Source organism: Arcobacter caeni, from assembly GCF_003063245.1.
In the GTDB taxonomy this organism is placed as follows: domain Bacteria; phylum Campylobacterota; class Campylobacteria; order Campylobacterales; family Arcobacteraceae; genus Aliarcobacter; species Aliarcobacter caeni.
Window position 1 is genome coordinate 1 of the sequence record NZ_MUXE01000014.1, and the last position, 17,423, is coordinate 17,423.

Consider the following 17,423-nt stretch of genomic DNA (forward strand, 5'->3'; position numbering starts at 1 on the left):
ATTAGAAGCTATGAAAATGGAAATAGATATAACATCTCCAGTTTCAGGAGTTGTATCTAAAATCTTAGTTAATACTACTGATTCTGTTGAAGAAGGAGAAACATTAGCCATTATTGGTTAGTGTTAAGAAAGGTATTAATGAAAAAAAATATATTAGTAACCATTTTCCTTTTGTGTACACTTTTCACATCAAATATTCTTGCAAATGATGTTTTGGTACAACAAACAGAAAAACAACCTTATCATTCAAAAACTATGGGTGAATTAGTAGAGTCTTTTTATGCAACAACTGGTATAAAAGCATTATTTCAACCTAAAGAAGGTGTGAAAGATTCTCATGGTAAAGATATGACTCTTTTTGCACAAGGAGCTGGAAGAATTATTATGATTTTAATCTGTTTTTTATTGTTTTATTTAGCAATAAAAAAAGGATTTGAACCATTATTATTAATTCCAATAGGATTTGGTGGTTTATTGGCAAATATTCCAATCGCAAATATGGCAGGACCTGATGGAATGTTGGGAATTATTTATAGTATGGGAATTACTAATCAATTTTTTCCTTTATTAATATTTATGGGTGTTGGAGCAATGACAGATTTTGGTCCATTATTAGCTAATCCAAAAACTGCATTACTTGGTGGTGCAGCTCAATTTGCAATATTTGGTTCACTTGTAGGTGCTGTGCTATTGTCTACATATGTACCTGGAATTAATTTTACTCTAGAACAATCAGCAGCCATTTCTATCATTGGAGGAGCAGATGGACCAACTTCTATTTTTGTTGCTTCAAAATTAGCCCCTGAATTACTAGGTGCTATTGCTGTTGCTGCATATTCGTATATGGCATTAGTACCATTAATTCAACCACCAATTATGAGAGCATTAACTAGCGATTCTGAAAGAAGAATTAAAATGCCAGTAAGTAGAAAAGTATCTAAATTGGAAAAAATTGTATTTCCATTAGTTGTTTTAACATTAACAATTTTAATATTACCAGATGCTGCACCACTTATTGGAGCTTTATGTTTTGGAAATTTTGCAAGGGAATCAGGAGTTGTTGATAGACTTTCTGATACAATGCAAAATTCATTAATTAATATTGTAACAATATTTTTAGGATTAGGTGTAGGTTCAAAATTAGCATCTGAACAATTTTTAGTTACAGAAACATTAGGGATAATGGTAATTGGTTTATTAGCATTTTCAGCAGGAACTGCTGGAGGAGTTATAATGGCAAAAATCATGAATTTAGTTAGTTCAAAAGATAATCAGATTAATCCCCTAATTGGAGCAGCTGGTGTTTCAGCAGTTCCAATGGCCGCAAGGGTTGTAAGTAAAGAAGGTCAACTTTATGACAAATCGAACATTTTATTAATGCATGCGATGGGTCCTAATGTAGCTGGTGTTATTGGTTCAGCAGTTGCAGCTGGTGTCCTTTTATCGATATTTAAATAAAAATTAACAAGTAGGAAAGTTAAATTATGTCTGAAATTAAAGACTCATTAGGTTTAGAAAATGTTGGAATTATTAAAAGAAATGTGAATATTGACACATTAATAAATGATGCTGTAGAAAAAGAAGGTGCAAAAGTATCTTCTACTGGTGCTTTAATGATTGATACTGGTATTTTCACAGGAAGAAGTCCTAAAGATAAGTTTTTTGTAAATCAAGATCCATCTAATAAATATATAGCTTGGGGAGATATAAATCATAAAGTTTCAAAAGAAGTTTATGAAGACCTATTAAAAAATTCTAAAAAACAATTAAGTAACAAAGATATTTATGTAACAGATGTATACTGTGGTGCATCGTTAGATTCAAGAAAATCTGTTAGATTTATAACAGAAGTTGCTTGGCAAGCGCATTTTATTCAAAATATGTTTATTCTTCCAAAAACTCAAGAAGAATTAGACAACTTTAAACCAGATTTTACTATTTATAATTCTTGTAAAACTGTTGATATGGCATATGCAAGTCATGGTCTACACTCAGAAGTTTATGTTATTTTTAATATAGAAGATAATGTAGCTATAATTGGTGGAACATGGTATGCAGGAGAGATGAAAAAAGGTGTATTCTCTATGATGAATTACTGGCTTCCATTAGAAGGTAAACTTGCTATGCATTGTTCTGCAAATATTGGAAAAGATGGTGATACTGCACTATTCTTCGGTCTTTCAGGAACAGGAAAAACTACACTTTCAACAGATCCTAAAAGAGCTTTAATTGGTGATGATGAACATGGTTGGGATGATAAAGGTATTTTTAATTTTGAGGGTGGTTGTTATGCTAAAGTTATAAATTTAGATAAAAATAGCGAACCTGAAATTTTTGAAGCTATCAAAAAAGGTGCTATTTTAGAAAATGTTATTTCTGATGCTAATGGAGTTGTTGATTATACAGATGGCTCAAAAACAGAAAATACAAGAGTTTCTTATCCTTTAGAACATATTCCAAATCATACACCTGATATGAGAGGAAATCATCCAACTAATATTATTTTCTTATGTGCAGATGCATTTGGAGTATTACCTCCTGTTGCAAAACTAGATAAGCAACAAGCGATGTATTACTTTTTAAGTGGTTATACAGCAAAAGTTGCAGGAACAGAAAGAGGAATAACTGAACCTGTTGCTACATTCTCTTCTTGTTTTGGAGAAGCTTTTTTACCTTTAAATCCTACTGTTTATGCTGAATTATTAGGTAGAAAAATCGACCAACATAAAGTAAATGTTTATTTAGTAAATACAGGTTGGACTGGTGGTGCGTATGGTACTGGTTCAAGAATGAGTATTAAAAATACAAGAGCTTGTATTAATGCAATTTTAGATGGTTCAATAAATGAATCAGAATTTGAACTTTTACCAGTATTTAATTTAAAAATTCCAAAAACACTAAAAGGTGTTGATACGGAAGTATTAAATCCAAGAAATACATGGAAAGATAAAGAATCTTATGATGAAACAAAAAGAAAATTAGCTTCAATGTATATCAAGAACTTTAAAAAATACTTAACTTTAGAAAGTGAATTTGATTTCACAGCTGCAGGACCATCTTTATAAGATATAATTTTTCTATAAAAGTATTGTTGTTAAAGGAGTGACTTTTCACTCCTTTTTCTAATATATAAAAATAGGAGAAAATCATGAAACTATCTATGTTTTTAGAAGATATAAAAAGAAATCAAGAAGAAGTTGTATACTACTGCTGTAATCATATATTATCAAAGAAATTTGATATAAGTAATGATACTATTGAAAATGAAGTTTTAAAAGACTTATTTGTTAATTATGATAATTTTACTAAAGCTTTAAATGATTCTGCGGGAATCATTTATAAAAGATACGAAACTGAATTAGATAATGTATATAAAACTATATGTAAAGTATTTAATGAAGAGTTCGATAATGCCTATGTATTTAATTATAGAATGGCTAGAATTACAAATCAAGAACCTAGACAATTTTTAGATATTGAAGATAAAGATACTCAAGAAACTGTAATACAAAAATTTGAAGATAAAATAAATGCTGTTTTAGAATCAAAGTATTATAAAGAAAATGAAGTAAAATTGTCTCAAAATTTAATTATTCCTCAAAAAACTTTAGAATTAATAAAATCTGCTGCAGGTATTTATTAATTTATTTAATAGAGTGTTTTAACACTCTATTTGAATCTCTTCAGCTATTTTAAGTCCAAATCCTTGTAATCCTACGAAAGAATGTTTTCCTCCGCTAGTCATTAGTTTAATTTGTTTTATATTTAAACAATTTAAAATTTGAGCCCCTATTCCATAATCTTTTTGTGATTCTTTATTTCTCATTTCATCACTTAAAAATATTAACACTCCACCTTTTGCTTGTAAAAAATTTATAGTTTTTAGCATTGAATGTAATTTCTCATCATTTAAAAAAAGATTAATATCTGAAGTTATTGTATGGAATTTTATAGGAGTGATTTCTGTTATCTCACCAAAAATTATTGCTGTATGAATATTTCCTAAATGATCTTTAAACTCTTTTTGAATTACATCTGTAGAAAAAAACTTTTTATTTACATTTGAAATTTCTTCAACTAATTTTTCATGAGATAATCTATACTCAACTAAATCAGAAATATATATTTGTTTCATATTATGTTTAGAAGCAAATATATCTAAATCATCTCGTCTTGCCATTGTTCCATCTTCTTTCATGATTTCACAAATAACAGCTTCACCATTTAGACCTGCTAATTTACATAAATCTATACTTCCCTCTGTATGACCTGTTCGTACCAATACTCCACCATCTTTTGCAATTAATGGAAATATATGTCCTGGTCTTACTAATTCTAAAGCATTTGAAATTGGATTTGAAAGTATTTTAATTGTATCATCTCTCTCTTTTGCACTAATTCCTGTACTCGCATCTGCTGCATCAACAGAAACAGTAAATGCAGTTTCATAAGAAGAAGTATTTGAGCTAACCATAGGATTTAATTGTAATCTATTCGCTGTTTCTTTAGTAACAGATACACAAATCAAACCCTTTGCATGAGTAGCCATAAAATTAACTTTTTCAGGACTACTTAAAGGTGCTGCATAAACTAAATCACCCTCATTTTCCCTATCTTCATCATCTAACATTATTACCATATTACCTTTTTGAATCTCTTTTATAGCTTCTTGTACTCTTTGTATTGCATTCATAGTTCTTCTTTATAATTAATTGTTTTTTATTCATTTATTATATCAAAAAATCCAAAGAATAATCTAAAAAAGGCTTGACAATGGGGATTTATTTAACTATAATTCCACCACTTAATCACCTTATAGTAATAATTACTATTTTTTGATAAAAAATCGCGGAATAGAGCAGCTAGGTAGCTCGTCGGGCTCATAACCCGAAGGTCACAGGTTCAAATCCTGTTTCCGCAACCAAATCAATATTTTTAAGTGCTGGTGTAGCTCAGTTGGCTAGAGCAGCTGATTTGTAATCAGCAGGTCGGGGGTTCGACTCCCTTCACCAGCTCCACTTAAATTTATAAGCTATCAAATCTTCAAAAAAAATTTTCAATTATAAATACTACTAATTTTGTTACCAAAATCATCTTTTAAAGTAAATTCTTTTATTATTTTCTTGACTTACATCAAAAAAGTTATTTATCTATTATAATAGAATTAATAAAAGTAATAGTTTTTTTATTATCTTTTTTCTACAAAATAAGGAAAAAAATGTTTAGTCGTATAAATACGAAGAAAAAATTGTTGGTATTTCCAATATTATTTATCGTGATTGTCATAGTAGTCTCTTTTTTCTATTTGCATTTTAATAAATTAGCAAATACAAGAAATAGTATTTCTGAACAAACACAAAATCTTTCTGATGCAGTGTTAAAGACTCGTTTTGCTGCTTATAAGTTTTTAATGTCACCAACAGAGAATGAAAAAGGAAATATCGAAAAGCTATTTGTAAAGCTTCAAGAAGATGTTATAACATTACAAAAAAGATTATATATTCCTGAAAATATTAAGTTGCTTGATAATGTAAACCAAAACTTAAAAGATTATTTAGAGAATTTTAATATCTATTCTTTACAAAAAGAAGATAGTATAAAACTAAAAGAGCTTATGACGCATATGGTTAAATTAGGTGAAGATACTGAAGTAAAATTATTTCAAGTTAAAGATAGTGTATCAAAATTAAGAGATGATGCATATTCAACTTTTAATCAAATTTTAATTATTTTAATGATTTGTTCGATTATTATTTTTATTGCAATCTCTATCTTTTTTTCAAATCTAATTGTTACATCTATTAATGATTTTAAACTAGGTCTTTCTTCTTTCTTTAAATATTTAAATAAAGAAGCAAATGAAGTTATATTTTTGAATGATACCGCTTTAGATGAATTTGGTGATATGTCAAAAATGGTTAATGAAAATATCAGACAAGTTGAAAAAGTTATAAATGAAGATAATGCTTTAATTGAAGATGCTAAATTAGTTATGCAACGGGTTAATAATGGTTGGTACAGCCAATTTATAGAAAAATCAACACACAATACTTCTTTGGAAGAATTTAAAAACAATGTTAATGAAATGATAAAAAGTACAAGAGATAGATTTATAGAAGTAGATGAAGTACTTGAACAATACACTAAACACAATTATATTCCAACTCTAAAATTAAAACCAAATGATGAAAAAGCTGGAGTATTTGAACGATTAGTTGATGGTATTAATAATTTACAACAATCTATTACTAATATGCTTATTGAAAATAAATCAAATGGATTAACTTTGGGTGAAAGTTCTAATATTTTATTAAATAATGTTAATAAACTAAATGGAAGTTCAAATTCAGCTGCAACTTCTTTAGAAGAAACAGCCGCTGCGTTAGAAGAAGTTACAAGTAATATTAGACAAACAACAGATAATATTGCAAAAATGGCAAACTACTCAAATAATGTAACTTCATCAGTACAAGAAGGTGAAAAACTTGCTAAACAAACTAATATTTCTATGGATGAAATTAATGAACAAGTACAATCTATTAATGAAGCCATTAGTATTATTGACCAAATTGCATTTCAAACTAATATTCTAAGCTTAAATGCAGCAGTTGAAGCAGCAACAGCTGGAGAAGCAGGAAAAGGGTTTGCAGTTGTTGCTCAAGAAGTTAGAAATCTAGCTTCAAGAAGTGCAGAAGCAGCAAAAGAGATAAAAAATTTAGTTGAAAATGCCACTTCAAAAGCTAATCATGGAAAAACTATTGCTGGAAATATGATTGAAGGTTATGAAAAACTTAATGAAAATATTTCTTTAACAATAGGATTAATCAAAGATGTAGAAGGAGCTTCAAAAGAGCAACTTTTAGGTATTGAACAAATCAATGATGCAGTAAATGCACTTGATCAACAAACTCAACAAAATGCAATGATAGCATCTCAAACACATGATGTAGCAATTGTAACTGATAAAATTGCAAAATTAATCGTAACAAATTCTGATGCTAATGAATTTAATGGAAAAGATGATGTCAAGGGGAAATCTATTAAAAAATAAGAATTTTAAACACTCCCTTTTATTTTTTGTAAAATTCTCTATACCAAATAAGAAACTGCTCAATTCCACTGGAGAGTTTAGTATTTGGTTTGTATTCAAAATCATTAATTAAATCACTAGTATCGGCATAAGTTGATACTACATCACCATCTTGCATAGAAAGGAAGTTTTTCTTAGCTTTTATTCCAATTGATTTTTCTAGTGTTTCTATGAATTCCATTAAACTAACAGGTGCATTATTTCCAATATTATATATTCTATATGGTGCAGAAGAAATTGATGGATTTGGATTTGATGCATCAAAGTTTTTATTTGCTTTTGCTGGATTATCTATTACTTTTATAATACCATCTACAATATCAGCTATATAAGTAAAATCTCTACTCATATTTCCATGATTAAATACTTTTATATCTCTATCATTTAATATTGCATCTGCAAAAAGCATTGGAGCCATATCAGGACGTCCATAAGGTCCATAAACAGTAAAAAATCTTAATCCTGTTGTAGAGATATTATAAAGATGACTATATGTATGTGCCATCATTTCATTTGATTTTTTAGTAGCAGCATAAAGTGATACGGGATGATCTGTATGATCAGATATTTTAAAAGGTTGTGATTTATTTAATCCATATACAGAAGAACTGGAAGCATAAGATAGATTTGATACATTATTATGCCTACAAGCTTCTAGGATATTCATAAATCCTTTTATATTTGAATCTATATAGGCATGGGGATTTTCTATAGAATATCGTACTCCTGCTTGTGCGGCAAGGTTACAAACTGCATCAAAATTTTCATTTTTAAAAAGATTATATATAGAGTTTGTATCTGCCAAATCTATTTTTATAAATTTGTGATTTGAGTAAGTTTTAGAATTTATTAATTTATTATCTTCTAATTCATTTTTATCAATACCCAATTTATTTAATCTTGCGTATTTTAAATTTACATTATAATAGTCATTTATATTATCAAGTCCTATTACTGTATCACCTCTTTTGAGAAGTTTAAGTGCTAGGTGATAAGCTATAAATCCTGCTGTTCCTGTTACTAGTATTTTCATCTACTATCACTATTAAATATATCACGAGTATATATTTTTTCTAGTACATCTTTTAAATCTTGAGATACTCTATTTGCTACTATAACATCTGAAATTTTTTTAAATTCTTTTAAATCTTTGATTACTCTTGAATTAAAAAATTCATCTTCTTTTAGTACAGGTTCATATACTACAACTTCTATCCCTTTTGATTTAATTCTTTTCATTATTCCTTGTATTGCCGAACTTCTAAAGTTATCACTTCCTTCTTTCATAATAAGTCTATAAATACCAACTATTCTTGGTTTTTTTGCAATAATACTATCAGCTATAAAATCTTTTCTTGTACTATTTGATTTGATTATTGCTTCAATTAGATTACTTGGAACTTTTGAGTAGTTTGCTAAAAGTTGTTTTGTATCTTTTGGTAAACAGTATCCACCATATCCAAAAGATGGGTTATTATAATGACTTCCAATTCGCGGATCTAAACCAACACCTTCTATAATTTGTTGAGTATCTAAATCATGCGTTTGTGCATAAGAATCAAGTTCATTAAAATATGCAACTCTCATAGCTAGGTATGTATTTGAAAATAGTTTTACAGCTTCTGCTTCTGTACTATCTGTAAAAAGTATGGAAATATCTTTTTTAATAGCACCTTGAGCTAATAAATTTGCAAAAATTTTTGCTCGTTCTGACTTTTCTCCTACTATTATTCTACTTGGATGAAGATTGTCAAATAGCGCTTTTCCTTCTCGTAAAAACTCTGGAGAAAATATAATATTTTGCGTATTAAATTTTTCTCTTAAACTTTTTGTATAACCTACTGGAATTGTAGATTTTATTACCATTACAGCATTTGGATTTATACTTAAAACATCTGATATTACATACTCAATAGTTTTTGTATTAAAATAGTTTGTTACAGGATCATAATCAGTTGGAGTTGCAATAATTATAAAATCTGCATCTTTATAAGCTTCATTTTTATCTAATGTTGCTTTAAAATTTAAATCATCTCTTAAAAGATACTCTTGTATTTCTTTATCTTCTATTGGTGATTTTTTGTTATTTATCATTTCCACTTTTTCAGGAATTATATCAAGAGCTATTACTTCATTGTGTAAAGAAAGTAACAATCCATTTGATAGTCCTACATACCCTGTTCCTGCTATTGCTATTTTCATATCTTATTTCTTTTTACTGTATCCATTTGGGTTCTTCTTTTGCCATTTCCAGCTATCTATGCACATATCATCTATAGTTTTTTTAGCTTCCCAGTTTAAAACTTCTTTTGCAAAACTTGAGTCTGAATAACATGTAGATATATCTCCTTGTCGTCTTTGTCCTATTTGATATGGCACTTGTTTACCACTAGCTTTTTCAAAAGCTTTTACCATATCAAGAACTGAGTAACCTATTCCTGTTCCTATATTAACTATTAGTGGATTTGTAGTTTGGTTATTTAAATAATCTAACGCTTTTACATGTGCATTTGCTAAATCAACTACATGAATATAATCACGCACTCCTGTTCCATCAGGTGTTGGATAATCTCCTCCAAATACACTTAAATATTCTCTTTTCCCTACTGCTGTTTGAGAAATATATGGCATTAGATTATTTGGTATTCCATTTGGATCTTCACCTATTGTACCACTTTCATGAGCACCTACTGGATTGAAATATCTTAAAATTGCTATTTGAAATTCTGGATCACTTATGTATAAATCTTTTAAAATTTCTTCTATAAAGTATTTTGTCCTTCCATAAGGGTTTGTTGTTGCACCTGTTGGAAAATTTTCTTTTAATGGTATATAGTTTTGTGCATCAACTTCATTATAAACAGTTGCTGATGAGCTAAATACTATTTTTTTACAGTTATTTTTTTTCATAACTTCAAGAAGTTTTAGAGTTCCTACTATATTATTATCATAGTATTCAAGTGGATTTTTTACAGACTCACCAACAGCTTTGAGTCCAGCAAAGTGTATAACAGAATTTATTTTATATTTTTCAAAAACTTTATTTAAAGCTTTTTTATCTCTTATATCTCCCTCTTCAAAATATATAGGTTTTTGTATAATTTTCTCAACTCTTTTTATACTTTTTTTTGAAGAATTTGATAAGTTATCAAATACTACAAATTTATATTTAGCCTCAGCTAAAGATATAAGAGTATGTGAGCCTATATATCCAGCTCCACCTGTAATTAAGATATTCAAAATTTAATCCTTATTTAATTTATGCTCAAACTCTGGTACTATTTCTTTTAGTTTCAAGATTTTATCTTCACATACTAACAACTCTTCTATTTTGATATTTAATTCATCTATATCAAATAAAGTCTTACTTGCAACTGTGATAGATTCATATTGTGTTTTTGCATCTGCTTCATCTATTAGCAGTTCTTCATATAGTTTTTCACCACATCTTAACCCACAAAACTCTACGGTAATATTTTCTTTTCCACTTAAAGCTATCATTTTTTTAGCTAAATCTACTATTTTTATAGGTTCACCCATATCAAGGATAAATATCTCTCCACCTTTTCCAAGACTTCCAGCTTGTAATACAAGCTCACAAGCTTCTGGTATTAACATAAAATATCTTGTAATATCAGGATGAGTTACTGTGATATTTTTTCCAGCTTCTATTTGAGCTTTAAATTTTGGAATAACACTTCCACTACTTCCTAAAACATTTCCAAATCGTACTGATACTATTTCTGTTTTATTTGATTTTACATTTTGAGCATATAATTCACAAATTCTTTTTGTTGTTCCCATTACATTTGTAGGACGAACTGCTTTATCAGTTGAGATTAATACAAATTTTTCAACTTCATATTTTATTGCTAAATCTATGCAGTTTTTTGTACCTATAATATTGTTTGAAATACCTTCTAAAATATTTTCTTCTACAAGTGGAACATGTTTATATGCAGCGGCATGAATAACTATTTGAGGTTTATATTTAGCAAAAGTTCTTTCTAAAAAATCTATTTTTCTAACTGTTTGCATAACTGAAACTATATTTGCATCTTTTAATTCTTCTGTTATTTGATATAAATTAAATTCACTATGATCTAAAAGTATTAACTGTTTTGCTCCAAAAAGATTACATTGTCTAGAAATCTCACTTCCTATACTTCCACCTGCTCCTGTAATTAATACAACTTTATTTTTTATAAAATTTTCTATTTGTTTTTTATCTAAATCTTTTGGGTGCCTTGCAAGTAAATCTTCAACTGATATATCTTTTAGTTGTTTTGTGAACTCTTCTTTTCTTAAAATATTTTGAATAGATGGAAGAATTTTAATAGAACTAAAGTTGTCTTGCATATTTTCATAAACTATTTTTATTTGCTCTTTTGAAGCTGATGGCATTGCAATAACAAGTAAATCAAACTTATCTTTATCATAATAAGTATGATATTTTTCACTTGAATATATTGATATTCCATCTATACTTCTATGTTGTAAAATCTCATCATCATCTATAAAACATATAATTTTATATTCTGTATTTAAAAACTCTCTTTGAAGTTGAAGCCCAGCTTTTCCAGCTCCATAAATAACAAGTTTTTTAGTTTTATTTTGAAGTCCAACAGTATGATAATACTTATATACATAAACCAAAATATTTATAATAAATGAATAAAATATCATCTCTATAAATAAAATATTAAAACGAATATCAAATACAAAATATAAAACAGGAGCATAAACAGCAAAACTTATAATTGCTAATATTATCTTCATAAGTCCTGTTTTTGTAGAGGCTTTTGACCAAGAAAGCTTATAATCATCAAAAAATATAAAAGAAGATATTACTCTTGTTAAAACAATAACTCCAAGAATTATAATTGAAAATTCTTTTAACAACAAATGCGTTACTATAAGCAAAGATAAAAAAGATATTACTAAAATAGCAACAATTCCTAAAAATCTTTTGTCTCTTAAATAGTTCATTATAAAACCTTTTTAATCACTTCACATATCATTTTTACATCATCTTTTGTCATTGTTGTACTACTTGCTACACAAAGACCTTTTTTAAAGAGTTCTTCACTTGTACCATCTAAATATGATTTCGAATTTTCAAATAGTTTTTGCATATGCATTGGTTTCCATAATGGTCTTGATTCTACATTTACCTCTTCTAATGCTTTCATTACTTTATTATAATCAGCTTTTTCAAATGTAAGCGCTGTAAGCCATCTATTTCCTCTACTATTTTCAAGTTCTGGCATAAAAGTTATCTCTTCAATATCTGATAGAAACTCTTTATACCACTCAAAAATTTCTCTTTTTTTAAGAACTCTATCTTCTATAACTTCCATTTGTCCTACACCAATTGCAGCAAGTACATTTGACATTCTATAGTTATATCCATACTCTAAATGCTCATAGTGAATAAATGGCTCTTTAGCTTGAGTGCTATAAAACTTTGCTTTTTCAATCCAATCTTTATTTGATGAAACTAACATTCCACCACCTGAAGTTGTAAGAATTTTGTTTCCATTAAAACTATATATCCCAAAATCTCCAAATGTACCTGTGTGCTTACCTTTGTATATTGCACCCAAAGACTCAGCAGCATCTTCTATAAGATACACGCCGTGAAGCCTACAAATATCTACAATTTTTTCTATTTCTGCACACTGTCCATAAAGATGTGTTATTACTAATGCTTTTGGTTTTTTCTCACACTCACATAAGTATTTATTTAAAAGTATTGGAGATAAATTCCAAGATTCTTTATCACTATCTATAAATACAGGATTCGCACCTTGGTATAAAATAGCATTTACAGAACCAATAAATGTAAAAGTAGATGCTAATACATCATCACCTGCTCCAATCCCAAGAACTCTAAGAGCTAAATGTATTGCAGCAGTTCCACTTGTAACTGCAAGTGCATTTTCGCAAGATGTATAATCTTTTATGCTATCTTCAAACTTATTTACATATTCACCAAGTGGCGCTATATAATTGCTTTCAAACACTTTTTCTATGTACTTTAATTCATTTCCACTCATATGTGGTGCACTTAAAAATATTCTTTTATTCATTTATATCCTTTACTTTACATGGATTTCCATATGCTTTTTTAAAATCACTTACATTTCTTACAACTGTAGAACCTGCCCCTACAATCACATTTTCTCCTATAATTATACACTGTATAATATTAGAACCTATTCCTATATGTGTATATTTTCCTACTTTTACAGCACCACCTAGTGCAACATTTGGTGATATGTGTACATAATCGTCTATTTTACATTCATGTTCAATTATACTAGATGTATTTAATATAACTGCATTTCCAATAATAGCATTTGCGTTTATTGCTACATTTGGCATAACTACAGTTCCTTCTCCTATACTTACACTAGAAGATATTACGCTATTTGGGTGAATCAAAGTAACTATTTTAAAATCACAATTTTTAGCTTTTTCAAAAAGCTTTGATCTAATAGTATTATTTCCAACTCCAAAAGCTATAGGAATATGATTGTTTTCTTTTATATCTTCAAAAGATGGATAGATATTTTTTCCATCATCTACAAATATAATTTTTTCATATCCACATAGTTTTGCAATATCGGCAACAACTAATCCATGACCACTAGCACCATAAATATATATACTTTTCACTATTTACTTCCTGTAAATTTTTCCATAGTTGCACTTGAACTTGAACTAATATCACTTCTTTTTATTACTTTTAAAAATGTCATCCAAAGAATCTTTATATCAAGTAAAAAAGATTGATTCTCTACATACCAAACATCATACTCAAACTTTTGTTCCCATGATATTGCATTTCTACCATTTACTTGTGCCCATCCTGTAATACCAGGTTTTACATCATGTCTTTTCTTTTGTTTATCGCCATATAAATCCAGATATTCAATAAGAAGTGGTCTTGGTCCTACAAAACTCATTTCTCCCTTTAATACATTAAAAAGTTGTGGAAGTTCATCTAAACTTGTGCTTCTAATAAACTTTCCAATACCTACAAGTCTTTGCTCATCGGGAAGTAGATTTCCATCTTTATCAGACTCATTTGTCATAGTTCGAAACTTATATATACCAAATATCTTTTCTTTATATCCTGGTCGTTTTTGTCTAAAAAGTAATGGGTTTCCCATTTTTATATATATAAGAAAACTTACTATTATATATATTGGTGAAAAGAGTATGATTAAAATTAGTGCCAATATTTTATCAAACAATATTTTAAGCATTTTTATTCCTTAATTCAATTATCTTATAAATATACTCTTGTGCTAGTTTAGAATATTGCCTATTTTCATGTATCCATTTTTTTCCATTTCCACCTAATTTATTTCTATCTTCAATACTTAAATTTACAATTTCTAAAATAGCTTTTTTTAAATCTTCTATTTTTGAAGTTTTTACGAATTGACCACAATTTGATTCATTTATCATTGATGGATATCCTGTGTATGATGCAATAATAGGTTTAGAAGCTAACATATATTCAACCACTTTATTCATAGATTGTCCGTATTCCCAAACGTTTGAATCTTTGGTAGATAGATATAAAATATCACATTTTTCTAAAAAATATTTCACTTCATCTTGTGCAATTCTTGGCAAAAACAATACATTTGAGTAGTTTTCAAGTTCTTTTTCAAACTTTACTCTTAAATCACCACTACCTACAAGCATAAAATGAATATTTATATTGTCTTGTAAAAGTTTAATAGTTTCTATAAATGGTTCTAATTCATTTGTAATCCCCATACTTCCTGCATAACCAACTATTATTTTATTTTTCGGGAAAAGGTTATCAAACGGATTATTGTTATCTCCTAATTCTTCTGTGTAGCTATCTGGGTTAAATCCCAAAGGAGAACAATGAAATGCTTTTTCATACCCCAAAATATTTTTTATATGTAAATCTAATTTCGGCATAGTTCCCACAACTAAATCTGAATTTTTATATCCGAATTTTTCAATAAAACCTATTAGTAAAACTAATGGATGCCATTTTGAAAAGCCTCCTTCTTCAGTCATAGTAAGTGGCCAAATATCTCTTATTTCAAATACCAAAAAAGAATTATATTTCTTCTTTAAAAAGTATCCATATATGATAGTAAAAATAGATAAAGAAGACACGATAACAACATCAGGTTTATCAATCTTTTTTAAATCTAATTTAAAAAGCTTTCTTTCAAAATCAAACCAGCTTAATATTCTATTCAATGATGCTGTTTTAGTATATTTTTTAGTTTTTATCCAGCATAAAGGAACTTCTCCTACTATTTCAAAGTTATGTATTATATTTGTATCTGGAAATATTGCAAAATGATTTGAATCAGAAGTAATCAAAGTTGTTTTATGTCCTAACTTTATAAACTCTTTTGCAAGTATAAATAACCTTGCCGGCATTTTACTGTAGTTTGGAGGACTAGCATATTTTGAAATACATAATATATTCATAGACCTAATCTTCCTTATAAAGTTTTGGAATAGAATTTACAGTTTTTATAACTTCTTCAAAATCCATGCCTAATGTATCCAAATACCATCTTATATTTTGATATCTTGGTTGATTTTCATCAGCTACTAATTCAAGTGCTTTTTCTCTTGTTATTTGACCTTCTCTTATTTGATTACTTCTAAAAGTGTCATGTTCTGTAAATCCTGCAACAGTATAATAGACATAATTATAAAATCCTGCCGTCCCATCACCTATACGCCAAGTTGTACTTGTATCTATTGCTGTTTCCCAATTATATTGATTTATTAAAGTATTATTTAATATATCTTCTTCCCAAGTCCAATAATCAAATATATGATAGTAATCTTCTTTTTGCATAAAACTTCTATAATATTCTCCAGATAATGTATCCCATAGTGAGCTATTAAAATAGCCTGGACTTTCACACATAGCTTTAAATCGTTTACTATGGTATCTTAATTGTTTCATCACACCATTTGAATATACTTTATCTTCTTCAAAATCAGGTTTAATTCCTAAAAATCCTGTTTTAAAATGAGTTTGTTCTAGTGGATTTACTCCCCAAAGATTTAGTTTTATTCCCGTTTGTTTTTTAATCTCTTCTACATATCTAAAAAAGTGCTTATCTCCAGCTGTTAGCATTGCCATCATCCCAAGATGTGGTGATTTTAACCATGCTTGCAAATTCATCTTAATATTTTTTCTTTTTTGTGAAATATCAGCTGCAACAATAATATTTTCAACTCCCATATCACCACACATTTGGCTTATATTTCTTCTTCCTAAGTCTGTAACCATTCCCCAATCATAAGTATATGTTACAGGTTTCATTTCTAATTCTTTTACGATTAAGTGTAATCCATAGCAACTATCGCGACCACCAGAAAAAGGAACTATACAATCTAATTCTTTTCCCGGTCTTCTATAAGGTTCCACAAGTTTAAAAAGCTCAGCTTTTGGTTTTGGCTTATTTCTTTTTTTATAATTATTACAATAATTACAAACACCTTTATCATCAAATCTAATAAATGGCATCGTCTCAGGTAAAATACACTTTGTACATCTTTTAAGATCTATTTGTTTAAACTTTAATAATTTTTCTTCATTTTGATTAAATTTAAATTCAGGGATTAAATCTTCTGTACGATTTTTTATATCATTTAAATTAACCTCCGTATCTGTTATAGGAATATCTAGTATTAAACTATCTTCTTTGATTTGCTTAATATTTTGACAATTTATAACTTCTAAAGAGTACCTTTCTGATGCAAAATAAAGATCTTCGCCTATATATCCAACATATAAACTTCCATTATTTGAAAACAAAAGTAACTTTCCATATTCAGGTAATACCAAGGCACATGAAACTACACCTCTACAAATTGTTAATATTTTATTTGCAAGTTCTGATATGTCTTCACTATTTATTAAATGCTCTTCTGCTATAGCAACTATTGCTTCTGAATCTATTTGATATTGTCGTTTAACAGTTAGTTTTTCCCAAACTTTTTTTTCATTTACTATTATTCCATTATGTATTGCAAAGATATTTTTTCTAATAACTGGTTGATTATCACCTAAACCATTAGTAATTAATCTACTATGTCCAAGTACTACATTGCAATCATAAGGTTTAACTTTGTTGAGTAGCTTTTCTATATTATAATCAGCTCTTGCAATATTGTATTTGTCATTTTTAAAATATATTAATCCGCTAGAATCAATCCCTCTTTGCTCAGAGTGCTTAACTAATTTATTAAAATTTTCTTTATTTATTGTATTTTTTGATATTTGTCCAAATATTCCACACATGCT

General features: G+C 28.2%; 15 protein-coding genes and 2 tRNA genes. 7 read left to right on the forward strand and 10 right to left on the reverse strand.

The window, feature by feature from the left end:
* Positions 1–10: 10 nt before the first annotated feature.
* The 4 genes from B0174_RS09320 (at position 11) to B0174_RS09335 (ending at position 3,643) form a co-directional block, all read left to right on the forward strand.
* On the forward strand, positions 11–121 hold the full coding sequence (locus B0174_RS09320; RefSeq protein WP_265734944.1) for a biotin/lipoyl-containing protein: 111 nt from the start codon (positions 11–13) through the stop codon (positions 119–121).
* Between the two features lie 17 nt (positions 122–138).
* Entirely contained in the window at positions 139–1,458 is a 1,320-nt protein-coding gene (locus tag B0174_RS09325; RefSeq protein WP_108560001.1) for a sodium ion-translocating decarboxylase subunit beta, read from the forward strand.
* A gap of 26 nt (positions 1,459–1,484) precedes the next feature.
* Entirely contained in the window at positions 1,485–3,065 is a 1,581-nt protein-coding gene (gene pckA / locus B0174_RS09330; RefSeq protein ID WP_108560003.1) for a phosphoenolpyruvate carboxykinase (ATP), read from the forward strand.
* 83 nt (positions 3,066–3,148) lie between these two features.
* Positions 3,149–3,643, forward strand: a complete 495-nt coding sequence (locus B0174_RS09335) for a hypothetical protein (RefSeq protein ID WP_108560006.1) — start codon at positions 3,149–3,151, stop codon at positions 3,641–3,643.
* A gap of 18 nt (positions 3,644–3,661) precedes the next feature.
* Here the strand turns inward: B0174_RS09335 and B0174_RS09340 are convergent, their stop codons facing one another.
* Positions 3,662–4,693 (reverse strand): bifunctional 3,4-dihydroxy-2-butanone 4-phosphate synthase/GTP cyclohydrolase II, encoded by a 1,032-nt coding sequence (locus tag B0174_RS09340; protein WP_108560008.1) that lies wholly within the window; start codon positions 4,691–4,693, stop codon positions 3,662–3,664.
* Positions 4,694–4,847: 154 nt separating this feature from the next.
* On the opposite strand from B0174_RS09340, the gene B0174_RS09345 reads away from it, so the two are divergent.
* From B0174_RS09345 to B0174_RS09355, 3 genes are all read left to right on the forward strand, one after another.
* Positions 4,848–4,924 (forward strand) — tRNA-Met (locus B0174_RS09345).
* Positions 4,925–4,941: 17 nt separating this feature from the next.
* A tRNA-Thr gene (locus tag B0174_RS09350) sits at positions 4,942–5,018 on the forward strand.
* Between the two features lie 200 nt (positions 5,019–5,218).
* On the forward strand, positions 5,219–7,051 hold the full coding sequence (locus tag B0174_RS09355) for a methyl-accepting chemotaxis protein (RefSeq protein WP_108560010.1): 1,833 nt from the start codon (positions 5,219–5,221) through the stop codon (positions 7,049–7,051).
* Positions 7,052–7,070: 19 nt separating this feature from the next.
* Here the strand turns inward: B0174_RS09355 and B0174_RS09360 are convergent, their stop codons facing one another.
* The 9 genes from B0174_RS09360 to B0174_RS09400 are packed head-to-tail and all read right to left on the reverse strand — an operon-like array spanning position 7,071 to position 17,420.
* The gene (locus tag B0174_RS09360) at positions 7,071–8,123 is read right to left on the reverse strand and encodes an NAD-dependent epimerase (RefSeq protein ID WP_108560012.1); all 1,053 of its coding nucleotides are present in this window, start codon (positions 8,121–8,123) and stop codon (positions 7,071–7,073) included.
* Positions 8,120–9,292: a nucleotide sugar dehydrogenase gene (locus B0174_RS09365; protein ID WP_108560014.1), complete on the reverse strand. Its 1,173-nt coding sequence runs from the start codon at positions 9,290–9,292 to the stop codon at positions 8,120–8,122. The genes B0174_RS09360 and B0174_RS09365 overlap by 4 nt, the downstream gene beginning before the upstream one ends.
* A gap of 3 nt (positions 9,293–9,295) precedes the next feature.
* Positions 9,296–10,330, reverse strand: coding sequence for a UDP-glucose 4-epimerase GalE (gene galE, locus B0174_RS09370; RefSeq protein WP_108560017.1), 1,035 nt, complete (start codon positions 10,328–10,330; stop codon positions 9,296–9,298).
* Positions 10,331–10,333: 3 nt separating this feature from the next.
* Positions 10,334–12,079, reverse strand: a complete 1,746-nt coding sequence (locus B0174_RS09375; RefSeq protein WP_108560019.1) for a polysaccharide biosynthesis protein — start codon at positions 12,077–12,079, stop codon at positions 10,334–10,336.
* Positions 12,079–13,182, reverse strand: coding sequence for a UDP-N-acetylbacillosamine transaminase (gene pglE / locus B0174_RS09380; protein ID WP_108560021.1), 1,104 nt, complete (start codon positions 13,180–13,182; stop codon positions 12,079–12,081). Before pglE ends, B0174_RS09375 begins: the two co-directional genes overlap by 1 nt.
* On the reverse strand, positions 13,175–13,771 hold the full coding sequence (locus B0174_RS09385) for an acetyltransferase (protein ID WP_108560023.1): 597 nt from the start codon (positions 13,769–13,771) through the stop codon (positions 13,175–13,177). The genes pglE and B0174_RS09385 overlap by 8 nt, the downstream gene beginning before the upstream one ends.
* Positions 13,771–14,364, reverse strand: a complete 594-nt coding sequence (pglC, locus tag B0174_RS09390) for an undecaprenyl phosphate N,N'-diacetylbacillosamine 1-phosphate transferase (RefSeq protein ID WP_108560025.1) — start codon at positions 14,362–14,364, stop codon at positions 13,771–13,773. The genes B0174_RS09385 and pglC overlap by 1 nt, the downstream gene beginning before the upstream one ends.
* Positions 14,357–15,586, reverse strand: coding sequence for a glycosyltransferase family 4 protein (locus B0174_RS09395; protein ID WP_108560027.1), 1,230 nt, complete (start codon positions 15,584–15,586; stop codon positions 14,357–14,359). The genes pglC and B0174_RS09395 overlap by 8 nt, the downstream gene beginning before the upstream one ends.
* A 4-nt stretch (positions 15,587–15,590) precedes the next feature.
* Positions 15,591–17,420 (reverse strand): glucosamine 6-phosphate synthetase, encoded by a 1,830-nt coding sequence (locus B0174_RS09400; protein WP_108560029.1) that lies wholly within the window; start codon positions 17,418–17,420, stop codon positions 15,591–15,593.
* Between the last annotated feature and the right edge of the window lie 3 nt (positions 17,421–17,423).